The sequence below is a fragment of the Rhodococcus zopfii NBRC 100606 = JCM 9919 genome (assembly GCF_001895025.1).
Lineage (GTDB): Bacteria > Actinomycetota > Actinomycetes > Mycobacteriales > Mycobacteriaceae > Rhodococcus > Rhodococcus zopfii.
Genome location: NZ_BCXI01000010.1, coordinates 92,568 through 108,609 on the forward strand (window position 1 = coordinate 92,568; position 16,042 = coordinate 108,609).

13 protein-coding genes are annotated in these 16,042 nt (G+C 68.0%); 9 read left to right on the forward strand and 4 right to left on the reverse strand.

Annotated elements, in window-relative coordinates:
• The first annotated feature begins 28 nt into the window (after window positions 1-28).
• Window positions 29-1,093 (forward strand): YihY/virulence factor BrkB family protein, encoded by a 1,065-nt coding sequence (locus RZ1_RS06825; protein WP_072810382.1) that lies wholly within the window; start codon window positions 29-31, stop codon window positions 1,091-1,093.
• Window positions 1,094-1,150: 57 nt separating this feature from the next.
• Here the strand turns inward: RZ1_RS06825 and RZ1_RS06830 are convergent, their stop codons facing one another.
• Window positions 1,151-3,091, reverse strand: coding sequence for a propionyl-CoA synthetase (locus tag RZ1_RS06830; protein WP_072810646.1), 1,941 nt, complete (start codon window positions 3,089-3,091; stop codon window positions 1,151-1,153).
• 105 nt (window positions 3,092-3,196) lie between these two features.
• Between RZ1_RS06830 and RZ1_RS06835 the strand changes: the two genes are divergently transcribed.
• Window positions 3,197-3,871 (forward strand): GOLPH3/VPS74 family protein, encoded by a 675-nt coding sequence (locus tag RZ1_RS06835; protein WP_072810648.1) that lies wholly within the window; start codon window positions 3,197-3,199, stop codon window positions 3,869-3,871.
• 30 nt (window positions 3,872-3,901) lie between these two features.
• Here RZ1_RS06835 and RZ1_RS06840 read toward each other — a convergent pair whose 3' ends face one another.
• Window positions 3,902-5,407, reverse strand: a complete 1,506-nt coding sequence (locus RZ1_RS06840; protein ID WP_072810383.1) for a carboxyl transferase domain-containing protein — start codon at window positions 5,405-5,407, stop codon at window positions 3,902-3,904.
• A 211-nt stretch (window positions 5,408-5,618) separates the two neighbouring features.
• Here RZ1_RS06840 and RZ1_RS06845 point away from each other — a divergent pair, with 211 nt between their 5' ends.
• A complete protein-coding gene (locus RZ1_RS06845) occupies window positions 5,619-6,410 on the forward strand; it encodes a hypothetical protein (RefSeq protein ID WP_072810385.1) in 792 nt (263 codons plus the stop codon).
• Between the two features lie 109 nt (window positions 6,411-6,519).
• On the opposite strand, the gene RZ1_RS06850 is transcribed toward RZ1_RS06845, so the two are convergent.
• Both RZ1_RS06850 and RZ1_RS06855 read right to left on the reverse strand, forming a co-directional pair.
• On the reverse strand, window positions 6,520-7,566 hold the full coding sequence (locus RZ1_RS06850) for a YeiH family protein (protein ID WP_072810387.1): 1,047 nt from the start codon (window positions 7,564-7,566) through the stop codon (window positions 6,520-6,522).
• Window positions 7,567-7,660: 94 nt separating this feature from the next.
• On the reverse strand, window positions 7,661-8,674 hold the full coding sequence (locus RZ1_RS06855) for an AraC family transcriptional regulator (protein WP_072810389.1): 1,014 nt from the start codon (window positions 8,672-8,674) through the stop codon (window positions 7,661-7,663).
• A gap of 289 nt (window positions 8,675-8,963) precedes the next feature.
• Here RZ1_RS06855 and RZ1_RS06860 point away from each other — a divergent pair, with 289 nt between their 5' ends.
• The 6 genes from RZ1_RS06860 (at window position 8,964) to RZ1_RS06885 (ending at window position 15,662) form a co-directional block, all read left to right on the forward strand.
• Window positions 8,964-9,938 carry a quinone oxidoreductase family protein gene (locus RZ1_RS06860; RefSeq protein WP_072810650.1) on the forward strand — a complete coding sequence of 325 codons (975 nt, stop codon included), beginning with the start codon at window positions 8,964-8,966 and terminating at the stop codon, window positions 9,936-9,938.
• 25 nt (window positions 9,939-9,963) lie between these two features.
• Window positions 9,964-10,854 (forward strand): TauD/TfdA dioxygenase family protein, encoded by an 891-nt coding sequence (locus RZ1_RS06865; RefSeq protein WP_072810391.1) that lies wholly within the window; start codon window positions 9,964-9,966, stop codon window positions 10,852-10,854.
• A 48-nt stretch (window positions 10,855-10,902) separates the two neighbouring features.
• Window positions 10,903-11,955, forward strand: coding sequence for a beta-keto acid cleavage family enzyme (locus RZ1_RS06870; RefSeq protein WP_072810392.1), 1,053 nt, complete (start codon window positions 10,903-10,905; stop codon window positions 11,953-11,955).
• A gap of 108 nt (window positions 11,956-12,063) precedes the next feature.
• Window positions 12,064-13,392, forward strand: a complete 1,329-nt coding sequence (locus tag RZ1_RS06875; RefSeq protein ID WP_072810394.1) for an MFS transporter — start codon at window positions 12,064-12,066, stop codon at window positions 13,390-13,392.
• Window positions 13,393-13,428: 36 nt separating this feature from the next.
• Window positions 13,429-14,022: an RBBP9/YdeN family alpha/beta hydrolase gene (locus RZ1_RS06880; protein ID WP_072810395.1), complete on the forward strand. Its 594-nt coding sequence runs from the start codon at window positions 13,429-13,431 to the stop codon at window positions 14,020-14,022.
• Between the two features lie 59 nt (window positions 14,023-14,081).
• Window positions 14,082-15,662, forward strand: coding sequence for a long-chain-fatty-acid--CoA ligase (locus RZ1_RS06885; protein WP_072810397.1), 1,581 nt, complete (start codon window positions 14,082-14,084; stop codon window positions 15,660-15,662).
• Window positions 15,663-16,042: the final 380 nt, after the last annotated feature.

Sequence of the window (16,042 nt, forward strand, 5' to 3'; positions counted from 1 at the left end):
GACGCCGAGCGCGGGTACCCGTGCTGCCATGACGGTCGACGAAGGTTCGGGACGCACCGGTGGGACGGTTGCGCCCGACGATCCCCGCAAACCTGACTCACCGACGGATCTGACGAAGCCGTCGTGGAAATACGTGCTTCGCAGGACCGTTCGCGAATTCGGGCGCGACCAGTGCACGGATTTGGCCGCCGCACTGACCTACTACGCGGTGCTGTCGCTCTTTCCCGCGCTGCTCGTGGTGGTGTCGCTGCTCGGTGTGGTCGGCCAGGGACGCTCCACCGTCGACGGGGTGCTGCAGATGGTCGAGGAGCTGGGGCCCGCTTCGGCGGTGGATACCCTCCGTGGCCCCGTCGAGCAGCTCGTGAACGCTCCGTCGGCCGGACTCGCGTTGATCGTCGGTGTGCTCGGCGCGCTGTGGACCGCGTCGGGCTACGTCGGGGCGTTCGGGCGCGCGATGAACCGGATCTACGAGATCGACGAGGGCCGGCCGGTGTGGAAACTGCGGCCGCTGATGCTGCTCGTCACGGCGTTGGCGCTCGTCGCCGCCGGCGCGACCGCTGCGATGCTCGTGATCAGCGGCCCGGTCGCGCGTGCCCTCGGCGATGCCGTCGGGCTCGGCGATACCGCGGTCACCGTGTGGAACATCGCGAAATGGCCGGTGATGCTGCTGCTCGTCGTGGTGATCGTGGCGGTGCTCTACTACGTGACACCCAATGTGGCCCAACCGAAGTTCCGGTGGCTCAGCCTCGGATCGCTCATCGCGATCGGAACGTGGGTCGCCGCCTCGGTGATCTTCGCCTTCTACGTCACGAATTTCGGCAGCTACGACCGCACGTACGGATCGCTCGCCGGCGCAGTGATCTTCCTGCTCTGGCTGTGGATCACGAACCTGGCGTTGCTGTTCGGGGCCGAGTTCGACGCGGAACTCGAGCGGGGCCGCCAGCTGCAGGCCGGGATCGCCGCCGAGGAGTCGCTGCAGCTGCCCGAACGCGACACCCGGGTGAGCGAGAAGAACGACGCGAAACTGCAGGAACTCGTCGACTACGGTCGACGATTGCGTGCCGGCGCGGACGACGACACGGACAGGGCCTGACCGCCACCCGCTGCCACGATCGTCGCAGCGGGTGGCTGGGCGCCGAGCCGATCCGAATCAGCCGCCGAGTTGCCGTTCCAGTGCCTCGAGCACCGCCGGATCCTCGATGGTCGAGGGCACCGTGTACTGCTCGTGATCGGCGATCTGGCGCATCGTCTTCCGCAGGATCTTGCCGGACCGGGTCTTCGGCAGCGCCTGCACCACCGTCACGTCGCGGAAGGTCGCGACGGCGCCGATCTGTTCGCGGACCATCGCGACCAGTTCCTTCCGGAGCGACTCCGGGTCGATGTCGGCGCCGGCCTTGAGGACGACGTAGCCGCTGGGCCGCTGGCCCTTGAGTTCGTCGCGGATCCCGATGACCGCGCATTCGGCGACCGCCGGGTGCGACGCCACGACCGCTTCCATACTTCCCGTCGAAAGGCGATGTCCGGCAACGTTGATGACGTCGTCGGAGCGGCCGAGGACGAACACGTACCCGTCCTCGTCGATATATCCGGAATCACCGGTGAGGTAGTAGCCGGGGAACGTGTCCAGGTATGACCGGCGGTAACGGTCCTCGTCGCGCCACAGACCGGCGAGGGTGCCGGGCGGCAACGGCAGCGCGATGACGATGTTGCCCTCGGCCCCGGCCTCGACGGGTTTTCCTTCGGCATCGACGATTTCGACTCGGTATCCCGGAACCCGGACGGTGGGGGAGCCCGCCTTGAGCGGCATCGGTTCGAGTCCCCGCAGATTCGCCGCGATCGCCCAGCCGGTCTCGGTCTGCCACCAGTGGTCGACGACGGGACGGTCCAGGATCGCGGTCGCCCATTCGTAGGTGTCCGGGTCGAGGCGCTCACCGGCCGCGAACAATGTCCGCAGCGACGAGATGTCGTACTTCTTCAACTCCTCGGCATCCGGGTCGGCCTTGCGGACGGCACGGATCGCGGTAGGCGCGGTGAACAGGGCGCGCACACCGTGTTCGGAGATGACCCGCCAGAACGCACCCGCATCGGGAGTGCCCACCGGCTTGCCCTCGTACATCACGGTCGTCGCGCCGACGAGCAGCGGTCCGTACACGATGTACGAGTGGCCGACGACCCAGCCGACGTCGGAGGCCGTCCACCACACGTCACCGGCGGAGATGTCATAGATGTTGCGCATCGACCAGGTCAGCGCGACCGCGTGGCCGCCGTTGTCGCGCACCACGCCCTTCGGCTTCCCGGTGGTCCCCGAGGTGTACAGGATGTACAGCGGGTCGGTGGCCGCGACCGTGACCGGATCGGCCGGGGTGGCGTCGGAAACCAGTTCGTCCCAGTCGAACCACGCCGCCGACGACGTCTTGTACTCGGCGGCCGAGCCCGGGACGGACTCACGGTCCTTGACGATCACGGTGTGCGGCGGGGTCTGCGACAACCCGATGGCCTGTTCCACCATCGGCAGATATTCGACGGTACGGCCGGGTTCGAGACCGCCGGACGCGGTCACCAGCAAGGCCGGCTGCGCGTCGTCGATGCGGGTGGCGAGTTCCTTCGCGGCGAACCCGCCGAACACCACCGAGTGCACGGCGCCGATGCGGGCGCACGCGAGCATCGCGATGGCCGCTTCCGGGATCATCGGCATGTAGACGATGACACGGTCACCGGCGACGATGCCCTGGTCGCGGAGCACCCCGGCGAACGCGGCGACCTCGTCGAGCAGCTCGGAATAGGTGTAGGTGCGCTTGGCCGGGACCATCGCCGAATCCCAGATCAGCGCGGTGCGGTCGCCGTGACCCGCCTGCACGTGCCGGTCGAGGGCGTTGACGCTCGTGTTGAGCGTGCCGTCCGGGAACCAGCGGAAGTTGGGCGCGTCGGAACCGTCGAGAGCCCGGGTCGGCGTCTGCACCCAGTCCACTGCGCGTGCGGCATCGAGCCAGAATGCCTCCGGGTCCTCCACACTCTGCCGGAACGCCTCCGCGTACGAGCTCATCGATTCGTGTCCTTCCTCCGCACTGCACTGTGACGCCGAACACCCTATGTGACCGGACGGTGCCGTGGGTGTGACCGGTGGTCCCGCGCGGGTGCGGTGCGCCGGACGGTGCGGATCGGGCGACGAGCGGGTGGCGGGCGGTAGCGTGGATCCATGACGCTGCTCGCCGAGGACCTGTTGCTGGTGCTGCTGGACGACGAGTCGGGCAAGGCGATCGTCGACGGGAGTCAACTGCCGCGCGTGCTGGCCGGTGCGGTGCTGCTCGAACTGGCGCTGGCCGGAACCGTCACGCCCGCCCTCGAGGGCGCCGTCGTCCGGAAGGGCCGGCTCGTGGTGCGCCCGGACCCGGCGCCGGCGGATCCGGTGCTCGCCGACGCCACTCGCAGGCTCGCCGACGCGAAACCGATGAAACCGGCATCGGCGATCGAGAAGCTCGCCAAGGGTCTGCAGGACACGCTGCTCGAGCGGATCGCCGACCGCGGCTGGGTGCGCGAGGACCGCGGCCGGATCCTGGGGCTGTTCCCGACACGCCGCTGGCCCGCGGTCGACGAGAGCCACGAACGGAACGTGCGTGCCGAACTGCGGGCCGCGCTGGTCGACGGCCTCACGCCGTCACCGCGGACCGCGGCGCTGGTCTCGATGCTTTCGGCCGTCTCCGCGGCGCCGAAGATCTTCCCGGACGCGGACAAGCGCGCCGTGAAGAGGCGTGCCGAGGAGATCGCCGAAGGGGAGTGGGCGGGGGCTGCGGTTCGTCGGGCGGTCGAGGCGGTCAACGCCGCGATGATCGCCGCGGTCACCGCCGGTGCCGTCGCTGCCTCGAGCGGGTGAGCGAGGTCCCGCACCCGGGATCCACCGGATTCAGTCGGGCAACCCCAGTCTGCGGTAGCGCTCGAGCCGCCGCGCGTACCTGGTGTCGGCGGATTCGCGTGCCAGACCGCCGAGTTCCACTGCGACCGCCGCGCCGACCCGCTTCACGAACTCGGTGGGTTCCTCTGCAGCGTCCGGGAATTCGGGAATCACACCGTCGACGATGCCGTGGCGCAACAGGTCCCGCGAGCGGATCCCTTGTGCGGCGGCCATCTGCGGTGCATGGGTTGTGTCGCGGTGCACGATCGCGCTCGCGCCCTCCGGCGGCAGCGGCGCGAGCCAGCCGTTCTGCGCGCACAGCACGCGGTCGGCGGGCAGCAGTGCCAGCGCACCTCCGCCGGTGCCCTGACCGAGCAGCACCGACACCGTCGGAGTCGGCAGCGTCACCAGATCGGCGATGCACCGGGCGATCTCCGGTGCGAGGCCCTTCTCCTCGGCCTCTCGCGACAGTGAAGCGCCGAGGGTGTCGATGACCAGCACCAGCGGCAGCCGCAGCTCGTCCGCGAGCCGCATCGCGCGACGCGCCTCGCGCAGCGCGCCCGGCCCCATCGTCAGCGCGGCGGACTGGCCGCTTCGGTCCTGGCCGAACAGCACGCACGACACGCCCCGGAACCGGGCGAGCGAAAGCAGCACCGTCTTGTCGGTCTCGCCCTGACCGGTACCGGACAGCGGTACCTGAGCGGACGCGGCGTGCCGCAGCAACTGCCGGATTCCGGGTCGTTCGGGTCGGCGGGACAGGATCACCGACTGCCACGCGGGCACATCCGGCACCTCGTCGATATCGGTGACGGCCTGTTCGGCGCCTTCGTCCGGGCTGCTCGGCTCGACCAGTACCCGCAGTGTGCGATGCACGAGCCGCCGCACCGTTTCGAGCGGTGCCACCCCGTCGATCACGCCCTTGGCGGACAGGTTCTCAGCGGTCTGCACGCCTTTCGGGAACTCCTCGTGGTACAGCGCCTGGTAGACGCGCGGGCCGAGGAACCCGACGAGCGCGCCGGGCTCGGCGGCGGTGATGTGACCGAGCGAACCCCATGACGCGAAGACGCCGCCGGTCGTGGGATTGCGTAGGTACACCAGATATCCGAGGTGCGCGGCCTTGTGAGCGGCGACCGCTGCGGCGATCTTCACCATCTGCACGAACGCGAGCGTGCCCTCCTGCATGCGGGTGCCGCCGGAGGTGGGGGACGCGAGCAGGGGAACCCCTTCGGTGGTGGCCCGTTCGATCGCCGACACGATGCGTTCGCTCGCGGCGACCCCGATGGACCCGGCCAGGAAGGCGAATTCGCACGCGATGATCGCGATGGGACGGCCGTGCACCGTGCCTGCACCGGTGATCACCGATTCGTCGACGCCGGAACGCTCGGCCGCACGATCGAGCTCGGCGCGGTACGTCGCGTCGGCGCCGACATCGACGGGGGTTGTGTCCCAGGAGACGAAACTGCCCTCGTCGAGGACGCTGTCGATGAACTCCCGTGCGGAGATCCTGCTGCCGGCCACGTCGCCTCCACCTGTCGTCGTCACTTTTGCGTCAAGCTATACCGGAGGGTCGCCCGGTGCCCGGCCCGACCCACCGGATGCCGACGCATCTCGCGGCCGCCCGACCCGGACCCGTACTGTGGAGTACAGAAACTCGAGTCGTGCCGCGTGGACCCGTCGCAACACAGCTCACCGAGGCGTACGGGGCGCAACACAGAATGGACGCAGTCGAGTGCGGGACACTGCCGGTCGAGGGATCCAAGCCTTCATCTCCGAGGTCATCCAACGTGGAGGCCGCGCCGAGCGGCTCGATCACCTGCCGCGCAACCCGGTCGAGGTCTGGGGTGCCGACGGGGACAGCCGCATCGTCCGGGTTCGCACCAAGATCGACGGGGACTGGCAGGCCCGGCGGCAGGATGCCCTGCCCGACACCGACGACACCGGCTCGCAGTTCTGGGTATTCGTCGACCTGGGAACCGACCCGACGGGATACTTCGTGCTGCCCTCCGACGAGGTCGCGGCGGGCATCGCCGACGAGGTCGACCTCTGGATGGCGGATGCCCCCGGCCGGACGCATACCGGCAGCCACGCCATCCCCCTCAGCAGCGTCGTCCACGGCAGGGACTGCTGGGACCTGCTCGGTCTGACGCCCGCCAAGGACACCACCCGCTACACCGACGACGACGCGGCCGAAGCCGAGGCCGAGCGGCGCGCCCGCAACCGTGCGCGGAAGGCAAGCGTCGGCGCGGCGCGCAAGCCGGCCGAACCCGAGGCCGTCGAGGACCTGCGGCTGCCGGTGATCGCCGACCGGCACGGCTACCGCGTCAAGGGGCGGTTCGACCCGGACACCGGCGCCCTCGAGATCACGGCCGGTCCGATGGAAGGCCGACGATTCCCCGACGCGACGACCGCCGCGAGCGCCGTCGCCAGCTACATCAGCGGCGACACCGAAACCTGTGACGGCGGCACGTTCTGGCGGCTCGACCGGCCGGATTCGACGCCGCTGGGGACGTACCGCGGCTGACGGAGGCTTGTGTCGTTGTCGCCGGAGCCTCGACCCCGGGATGGCGCCGACGACTGTCCTTTGCGCCGACCTGTGCCGGACACCGGTACCGGCCCGGGCCGGTGCGCAATCACCCGAGGAGAAGGACGCCACCGAGGGCGATCGTCGAGACCCAGATCGTGGAGACGGCAGCGAGGACGAACGGGCGCCAGCCGACACCGCGGAGGACGGAGACCCGCACGCCGGTGCCGAGCGCGAACATCGCGGTGGTGAGGAGGGCGGTCTGCGCGAGCCGTCCGAGCTCGAGTGCCCGGTCGGGAAGCAGCCCGGTCGCACGCAGCGCCACGAACCCGACGAATCCGAGCAGGAAGAGCGGAACCAGCGGCGGGCGTCCGGCCCCGCCTTCCGAGGTGGTGCGACGGCGTGAGGCCGCGCCGATCCAGGCGACCACGGGCGCGAGCAACGCGACGCGGGCGAGTTTGACGGTGACGGCGACCGCGAGGGCGCTCACCCCGACCGGTCCGAGGTGGCTTGCATCGATCGCCCCACCGGTAGCCACGACCTGTGCCACCTCGTGGACGGCAGCGCCGGCCCAGATGCCGGCTTGCGTGGCGTCGAGCCCCAGCAGTGTCACGGCGAACGGAAGCCCGGGGATCATGGCGGTTCCGAACACGACCACCAGTGCCACGGCGGTGACGACGTGCTGTTTGCGGGCATTGGCGACGCCGTCGACCGCCGCGACCGCGGCAGCTCCGCAGATGGAGAAGCCGCAGGCGATGAGAAGACGCTCGCCCCACTCCATTCCGAGCAGCCGCCCCACCGCCATCGTGCCCGCGATTCCCCCCACCACCACGGCAACGGCGACGGCGAGCACACCCCAACCGAGGTCGAGTACATCGGACAGCAGCAGTTGCAGGCCGAGCAGTGCCACTCCGATGCGGAGCAGTCTGCGGGAGGCGACCGCGATACCCGGCGCCGCGACAGAGGGCAGTGCAACGGAATTGGTGATCACCGCACCGAGAACGATCGCGATCAGCAACGGGCTGACGCCGCCGACGAGCCCGGCGATGCCCAGCGAGACCGCTGCACCGAGGGCACAGAATGCGATCCCGGGCAACGGCGTTCGTAGACGCGTCCGCATCGGTGAGGTGGGGGTGACCGGGGGAGACAGAGCCATCATTCCACCCTGACCGGAGTGAGGCGATACCGATAGACGCCATTCCCGCATCACGGCATATCGATTCGATATGCCTTTGCGAGGGCTGGTGATTTTACGCCCGGCGTTCCTCGACGGACTCGGAACGCCACTGACTCGGGCTGCGGCCGAACTGCTTTCGGAACCAGCGCGAGAAGTTCGCGGGCGAGGAGAATCCGAGGAGCTCGGAGACCTCGGTCAGCGAGTGCCGCCTGCTGCCTACCATGTGTGAGGCAAGGTCGGCGCGGGTGGAATCGAGCACCGACGCGAACGTGTGGCCCTCTGCGGCGAGCTTGCGGTGTACGGTTCGGCGATCGACACCCAGGCTGCCGGCGACCTGCTCGGCCGAGCACCGACCGGTGGGCAGGAGCAGTTCGATCAGCTCGCGGACCCTGCTCACGGTGGTGACGTCCTGGTGCGCGTCGATCTCCTCGAGGATCTTCTGGGTGTACGGACGCAGCAACGGATCCGACATGGCGTTCGGCGCGTCGAGATCCTTGCTGTACAGGGAAATTCCGTCGAAACGTTCGTCGAAGAGCACCTCGGTTCCGAACATTCGGCGATAGGGAGCGGGATCGCGGGGTGCGGGACGGGTGAACGACACCGACAGCGGCCGCCAGGTCCGGCCGAGGAATCCCTGGAGCAGCTGGTACAGGACCCCCACCGCCAGATCGATCGATTGGTGGAAGTCGCCGGGCACGCCGACATCGAGTCCGACGCGCAGTGTAGCGATCCCGCCGTTCTCGCTGATCCGCGTCCTCAGGGCCTCGTTGTACATGTGCTCGTAGTGGACCAGCACCTTCACGGCGCTGCGAACATCCGGTTCCTCGCGGACGACCAGGCTCAGCGGCCCCAGGTTCGAGAAGCGGCGCAGTTCGGCGAGTGCGATGCCGAAGTCCTCGCGGCCTGACGCCGCCGCCGAGTCTTCGAGCAGTTCCGCTATGGCCGACGCGGGCACCCACCGGTCCTGGAGGCTGAGGCTGGGCAGGTCGAGGCCGGCGTCACGGACCATGCGGGCGGGGTCGAGCCCGACCGCATGCGCGAGATCGACGTAGTTGTTGAGTGCCGCATAGCGGGCGAGTGGCTTCACGTCACCATCCAATGTCCCGAAATGAACAGGACCATGTCCCGTAGAGAAAAGCATAGTGGCCGCAAGCCCTCTACTGTTAGTCCCATCACACCAAGAGCCGAAAGGGGGCTCGATGCACACTCGACACGCAGTGCGGCATCGTTCCTCCTCTCCCGGCACACCGCACCGGGCGCGAAACCCGCGTAGGTGATTCCCGCGATCCCGCACACGACGGGATCGCTCGCGCCCCGAAACCTGGCCCGCCGGCCGCAGCACTGCTGTGGCCTGGCACGGCCGCGAAGGAGATACCGTGGCGAAAGCCGTCCGCTTCTACGAAACCGGTGGTCCCGAGGTCCTGACCTGGGAGGCCGTCGAGGTCGGTGACCCGGGCCCGGGCGAGGTCCGCATCCGCCACGAGGCCGTGGGCATGAACTTCGCCGACACCTACTTCCGCACCGGCCTGTATCCCGCGCCGCTGCCGGCGGGTATGGGTGTCGAGGCCGCCGGTGTGATCGAGGCCGTTGGAACCTGCGTCGACGGCTTCGCGCCCGGCGATCGCGTCACCTACACCGGAAGCCCGCTCGGCGCCTACAGCACCGAACGCGTGATGCCGGCCGAGCACCTGATCCATCTGCCCGACGAGATCTCCTTCGAGACCGCCGCGGCGATGACGATGCGCGGACTGACCACCTCCTACTTGCTGCGCCGGATTCGACCTCTCGCGGCAGGCGACACGGTCCTGCTCCATGCCGCTGCCGGTGGTGTCGGCCTGATCTTCACCCAGTGGGCGAAACTGTTGGGTATCAAGGTCGTCGGCACCGTTTCCACGGAGGAGAAGGCCGAGGTCGCGCGGGCACACGGGTGCGACGAGGTGATCCTTTACACCCGCGAGGACGTCGCCCGGCGCGTCCGCGAACTCACCGACGGCAAGGGCGTCCCGGTGGTCTTCGACAGCATCGGCGCCACCACCTACGAGACGTCGCTGAACTCGCTCGCCCGCCGCGGTCTGCTGGTCTGCTTCGGCACCGCCTCGGGACCGGTACCGCCCATCGACGCCATGCAACTCGCGATCAAGGGTTCGCTGTATGTCACCCGCCCTGCGCTGGCGGACTACATCGCCGACCCGGCCGAACGCGCCGAACTCGCCGGTGAGCTGTTCTCGCACGTCGCGGCGGGCGACATCACCGTCGAGATCAACCAGCGGTACGGGCTCGACGACGCCGTCCGCGCCCACCGCGACATCGAATCCGGCCGCAGCATCGGCTCGTCGGTCTTCGCTCTCTGACCTGTACCACTCGAAGGACACTCCCATGACCGCAACATTTCCTCCGGCGGGTGACACCCGCACCGCCTTTCGGGTCGAGCGGCTCACCGCGACGATCGGCGCCGAACTGTCGGGCGTGGATCTCGGTGACGTCGCCCGTGACGAGACACTGTTCGCCCGGCTGCGCGCGCTGCTCCTCGAACACAAGGTGCTCTTCTTCCGCGACCAGGACATCACTTGCGCCGAACATGTCTCTCTCGCCGAACGATTCGGCACCCTCGAGGGTCATCCAGTCCTCGGCAGCCACCCCGACCACCCGGGTCTGGTGCGGATCTACAAGGACCTCGACAGCGCACCGGAACACTACGAGAACGCCTATCACTGTGATGCCACGTGGCGGGAGAACCCGCCCATGGGTTGTGTGCTCCGGTGTGTGGAGACGCCTCCCGTCGGTGGCGACACCATCTGGGTGAACATGGTCGAGGCGTACCGGCGGCTGCCGGATGCGGTGAAGGAGAAGATCGACGGTCTCCGTGCGCGACACAGCATCGAGTCGAGTTTCGGTGCGGCGCTGCCGACGGAGGAGCGTCACGCGCTGCACACGCGGTTCCCCGACGCCGAGCATCCGGTGGTCCGCACCCACCCGGAGACCGGCGAGAAGATCCTGTTCGTCAACTCGTTCACGACACACCTGGTGAACTACCACACGCCCCAGAACGTACGGTTCGGCAGCGACTATGCGCCAGGTGCCGGAGATCTGTTGCGGTACCTGACATCCCAGGCCGCGATTCCGGAGTATCAGGTGCGCTGGCGTTGGACCAGGAACAGCATCGCCATCTGGGACAACCGATCCACGCAGCACTACGCGGTCCAGGACTACTGGCCGGCGGTCCGCAAGATGGAGCGCGCCGGAATCGTCGGCGACCGGCCCTTCTGACCTTCTGTCGACCTCTCACCGATATCTATCCCGAAAACGGAGACTCCCATGCATTTCCACGACGACGCCCTGTTCCCCGAGTGCCAGGACAAGCTGGTCATCACTGCCGCGCCCTACGGCCCGGAGTGGGAACCGGCCGACTTCCCCGAGGATCTGCCGCTGACCATGGACCAGCACATCCAGCAGGCCGTGGACTGCTACGAAGCCGGCGCGACGGTGCTGCACATCCACGTCCGCGAGCTCGACGGCAAGGGTTCGAAGCGGCTGTCGAAGTTCAACGAACTGCTCGCCGGGCTGCGTCAGGCCGTGCCGGACATGATTTTGCAGGTCGGCGGCTCCATCTCCTTTGCTCCGGAAGGCGAAGGCGCCGAAGCTAGATGGCTGTCCGACGATGTCAGGCACATGCTCGCCGAACTGGATCCGAAGCCCGACCAGGTGACCATCGCGATCAACACCTCGCAGATGAACATCATGGAACTGATGACCGCGGACGACATCGCGGGCACCTCGATGGAACGTCCCGAGCTGGCGACGACCTACCGCGAGATGACGGTGCCGGCCGGACCCGAGTGGGTCGAGGAACACTTGCGCCGCCTGCAGGCCGCGGGAATCCAGCCGCACTTCCAGCTGTCGAGCATCCCGCAGCTCGAGACCGTCGAACGACTCATCCGCCGCGGCGTCTACACCGGTCCGCTCAACCTCACCTGGGTGGGCATCGGCGGCGGCTTCGACGGACCCAACCCCTACAACATCATGAACTTCATCCAGCGGGTCCCCGACGGCGCGTGCCTGACCCTCGAAACTCTCATGCGGTCGGTGCTTCCCGTCAACACCATGGCCATCGCGATGGGCCTGCACACCCGGTGCGGCAACGAGGACACCATCTGGGGTCGCAAGGGCGAGAAGATGACCTCCGTCCAGCAGATCCGGCAGCTCGTCCGGATCGCCGGTGAGCTCGGTCGCGAGGTCGCCACCGGCAAGGAGGCCCGCGACATCTACCGCATCGGCGAGACCTACCGCGACGCCGACGAAACGCTCGCCAAGCTCGGCTACGCGCCCAACCGGCGCCCCGGGCAGGTCGGCTTCACCCAGCACGCCTGATCCTGTCCGTCTCCGCCGGTCCCGGGGCACGCACTCGCGCCGTGTCCCGGGACCGCGTGGCCCACGCCCGAGTCCCCGCCCACCGACACCGTCTCCCCAGGAGCACCTATGGGACTGCACACCACCTCCATCGCCGTTCCGAGCGCCGCCGCCGGATCGAGCACCCGGTCGCGGATCTACCCGTGGATCGTCTTCGCGCTCACCTTCGGACTGTTGCTCTCGGACTACATGTCGCGGCAGGTCCTCAGCGCCGTCTTCCCGTATCTCAAATCCGAATGGGCACTGGCTGATTCGGAGCTTGCCTCGCTGACAAGCGTCGTCGCGCTCATGGTCGGATTGCTCACCCTGCCCTTGTCGTTGCTCGCCGACCGGTGGGGCCGCGTCAAAAGCCTGGTGCTCATGGCTGTGCTGTGGTCCGTCGCGACGCTGCTGTGCGCGGTCGCCGGCAACTACGAGCAGATGCTCGGTGCCCGGTTCCTCGTCGGCGTCGGTGAAGCGGCCTACGGCAGCGTCGGTATCGCATTGGTACTCAGCGTGTTCGCCCCCCGGGTCCACGCGACCCTCAGTGGCGCGTTCATGGCCGGCGGCTCGTTCGGCTCGGTCGTCGGTGTCGCCCTCGGCGGTCTGATCGCCGTGCATCTGAGCTGGCGGTGGTCGTTCGCGGCGATGGCGGTGTTCGGTCTCATCCTCGTGGCGCTGTTCCGTGCGCTTGTCAGCGAACGAAAACTGGCACGGTATTCAGCCGGCGATGATCCCGAACCGAGTGTTGCGGCACCGCCGGAAGGCTTCCGCGCTCCCGTATCCAGCCTGTTCACCAACCCCGCGGTGCTGTGTGCCTACGCCGGTGGCGGCCTGCAGATGTTCACCGCGGCGGTCCTGCTCTCGTGGACGCCGAGCTTCTTCAATCGGTACTACGGCCTGTCCCCGGACAAGGCCGCAGCCGCGGCCGCGATCGTCGTCCTCCTCGTCGGCAGCGGTATGGTCGTCTGCGGCGTGATCACCGACCGTGTCGGGCGCCTCGACATCGCCCGGAAGTGGACCACCGCCATCGTCTATTGTGCGATCTCGCTGGTGTCCCTCACGACGGCGTTCCACCTCGAAGCAGGCGCCGCTCAGTTGGTGCTCCTCGGTATCGGCGCGTTCTTCTCCGCCGGATCGTCGGGCCCGACGGCCGCGATGGTCGCCAACCTCACTCATTCCTCGGTCCGTGCCTCGGCCATGGGAACGCTCACCGTCGCCAACAATCTGCTCGGTCTCGCGCTGGGCCCGTTCGTCATCGGAATCCTCGCCGACCGCCTCGGTCTCGTCGGTGCGCTGCAGTTGTCGCCGCTGGTCTATGCCGTCGCCATCGCGGCGTTGATCGCAGGCAAGCGACTGTACCCCGCGGGCCTGCGCCGCTTCGCCGAGTTGGGCGCCCCGGCCGTCCCGGTCCGCTGACCCAGCGTTCTACCCGACAATCCCCCGGAGCTCATCGTGAATTCGTCCCAGTCCCCGACCGTGGTCATCGTGCCCGGTCTCCGCGACCACGTCGCGGATCACTGGCAGACCCTCCTCGCCGAACGACTCGGCAACGCCCGTATCGTGCCGCCGCTCGAACACCACAGACTCGACCGTGCCGCGCGTGTCGCCGCCCTCGACGCCGTCCTTGCCGACATCGCCGGACCGGTGGTGCTCGTCGCGCACAGTGCCGGCGTCGTCACCACTGTCCACTGGGCACAGAATCCGACCCGCCCGATCCGAGGGGCGTTGCTCGCGACCCCCGCGGACGTCGAGTTGCCACTCCCATCCGGATATCCCACTACGGACGAACTCGAACGAGGGGGATGGACGCCCGTTCCGCGCCGCACACTGCCGTTCCCGAGCATCGTCGCGGCCAGCCGCACCGACCCGCTCGCCGGATTCCGGCGGGTCGCCGGAATGGCCGAGGCGTGGGGGAGTCGTCTTGTCGACCTCGGTGACGTCGGGCATCTGAATCCCGCAGCGGGGTACGGCCCGTGGCCCGGTGCCGAGAAGCTGCTGCAGGAACTGATCGACGACACGAGTCCGATGCTCTCGCAGGCAGAGTAGACGACGTCGAGGCGTCGCCGACCGGACATCACATCGCTACGACAGGATCGATCCAGCCCATGCTCGATCTTTCTGTACTTCTCGAAGATTCCGCTCGCCGCTACCCCGACAGGGTCGCCTTGATCTACGGCACCGAGCGCCTCACCTACGCCGATCTGAATGCCCGCGCCGCCCGAATCGCGGCTCTGCTGGCCGATCGCGGTATTCGGCCCGGCGACCGAATTGCGTTGACGTGTCCGAACATCCCTGCATTCCCCGCCGTGTACTACGGCATCCTCAAGGCCGGGGGCGTGGTGGTGCCGCTGAACACCCTGTTCAAATCCCGCGAGATCGCCTACCACCTGGACGATTCCGGGGCAGTGCTCTACTTCTGCTTCGAGGGCACGGACGCGATGCCGACGGGTGAGTACGGGCGGTCCGCGTTCTCGGAAGCGGACGGCTGTCGCGAAATACTTTTTCTCTCCGCGGATTCGGATGCGGTGACGACGGCCGATGGAACCGATGTGCAGCCCGGTATCGACTTGGACTTGGTCGGGACCCGCGCCGGGGTGTGCTGCCCCACCGATACCGCGGTCGTGCTCTACACGAGCGGAACCACCGGCCGGCCGAAGGGCGCGGAACTCACGCACGCGAACATGGTCCTCAACGCACTGACCGCGAACCGTCTGTTCGACAGCAATCCGCTGCGCCATGACACCTACCTGCTCACGCTGCCGCTGTTTCACTCCTTCGGGCAGACGGTAACGATGAACGCCGGGTTATCGGTGGGCGCAACGCTGGTGCTCATGCCGCGATTCGAGGCGAAGGCCGCACTGGACCTCATGCTCGCCGAGTCGGTCACCGTGTTCGCGGGTGTCCCGACGATGTACTGGGCGCTGCTCGGCGCGGTGGACGAGTCCGTCGATGTGAAGCAGATCGCCCGCACCCTCCGCCGTGCGATCTCCGGCGGTGCGGCGCTGCCCGTGGAGATCCTGACGCGGTTCGCCGATCGTTTCGGCATCGGAATCCTCGAGGGCTACGGCCTATCGGAGACGTCGCCCTTGGCGATGTTCAGCGACCCCGAACGGGACCCGCGGCCCGGTTCGATCGGGGTTCCGGTGTGGGGGATCGAAGCGATGCTCATCGACGAGCACGAGAACCCCGTGATCGGACCCGACGTGGTCGGTGAACTCGTGCTGTGCGGGCACAACATCATGAAGGGATATCTGGACCGGCCCGAGGCTACGGCGGAGGTGATGCGCGACGGCTGGTTCCGTACCGGCGACCTCGCGCGCAGGGACGACGACGGGTTCTACTACATCGTCGACCGGGCCAAGGACCTGATCGTCCGCGGTGGATTCAACGTCTATCCGAGAGAGATCGAGGAGGTGCTGATGAGCCATCCGTCGGTTTCGCTGGCCGCGGTCGTGGGAGTCCCCGACGAGCGACACGGCGAGGAGGTCAAGGCATTCGTCATCCCCGAGCCCGGAAGTCGACTCGGCGAGACCGAGCTGATCGACTGGTGCAAGGAGCAGATGGCGGCGTACAAGTATCCCCGCCGGATCGAGTTCATGACCGTGCTGCCCATGACCGCCACCGGGAAGATCCTCAAGCGGGCTCTGGTCGAGACCGCTCGGTCGCCGCGACAGGACGTGTCGTGACCGCCCGCGACGCCCGACCGTGGAACGCATGCGGGACGAGGGCTTCTGGAATCCGCTGTGGGACGAGCTGGACAGGATGGACCCTGCGTGGTGGCGTCTGCGATCTCGGCGGGATCGACCCCGCGTTTTGTCAACCGCCCAATCCGAGCGAACGGTACATTCAGTCGATCTGAGGAGATGAACGATACATTCGCTCGGAACGAAGGGGGCTCGCTGACGCGAACGGTCAGCGGGCCTTGTCCTCGGACCTCGTAGCTACGGGGTGGACTCCTCCGGAGCGGCATGCGGCACGGGGCAGCCCGGCGTGAAGGTGCCCATGGTCTTGATGTCGAATCCGTTGGGGTAGCTGCGGATTCGAGACGTTTCGGTAGATCTCGAGG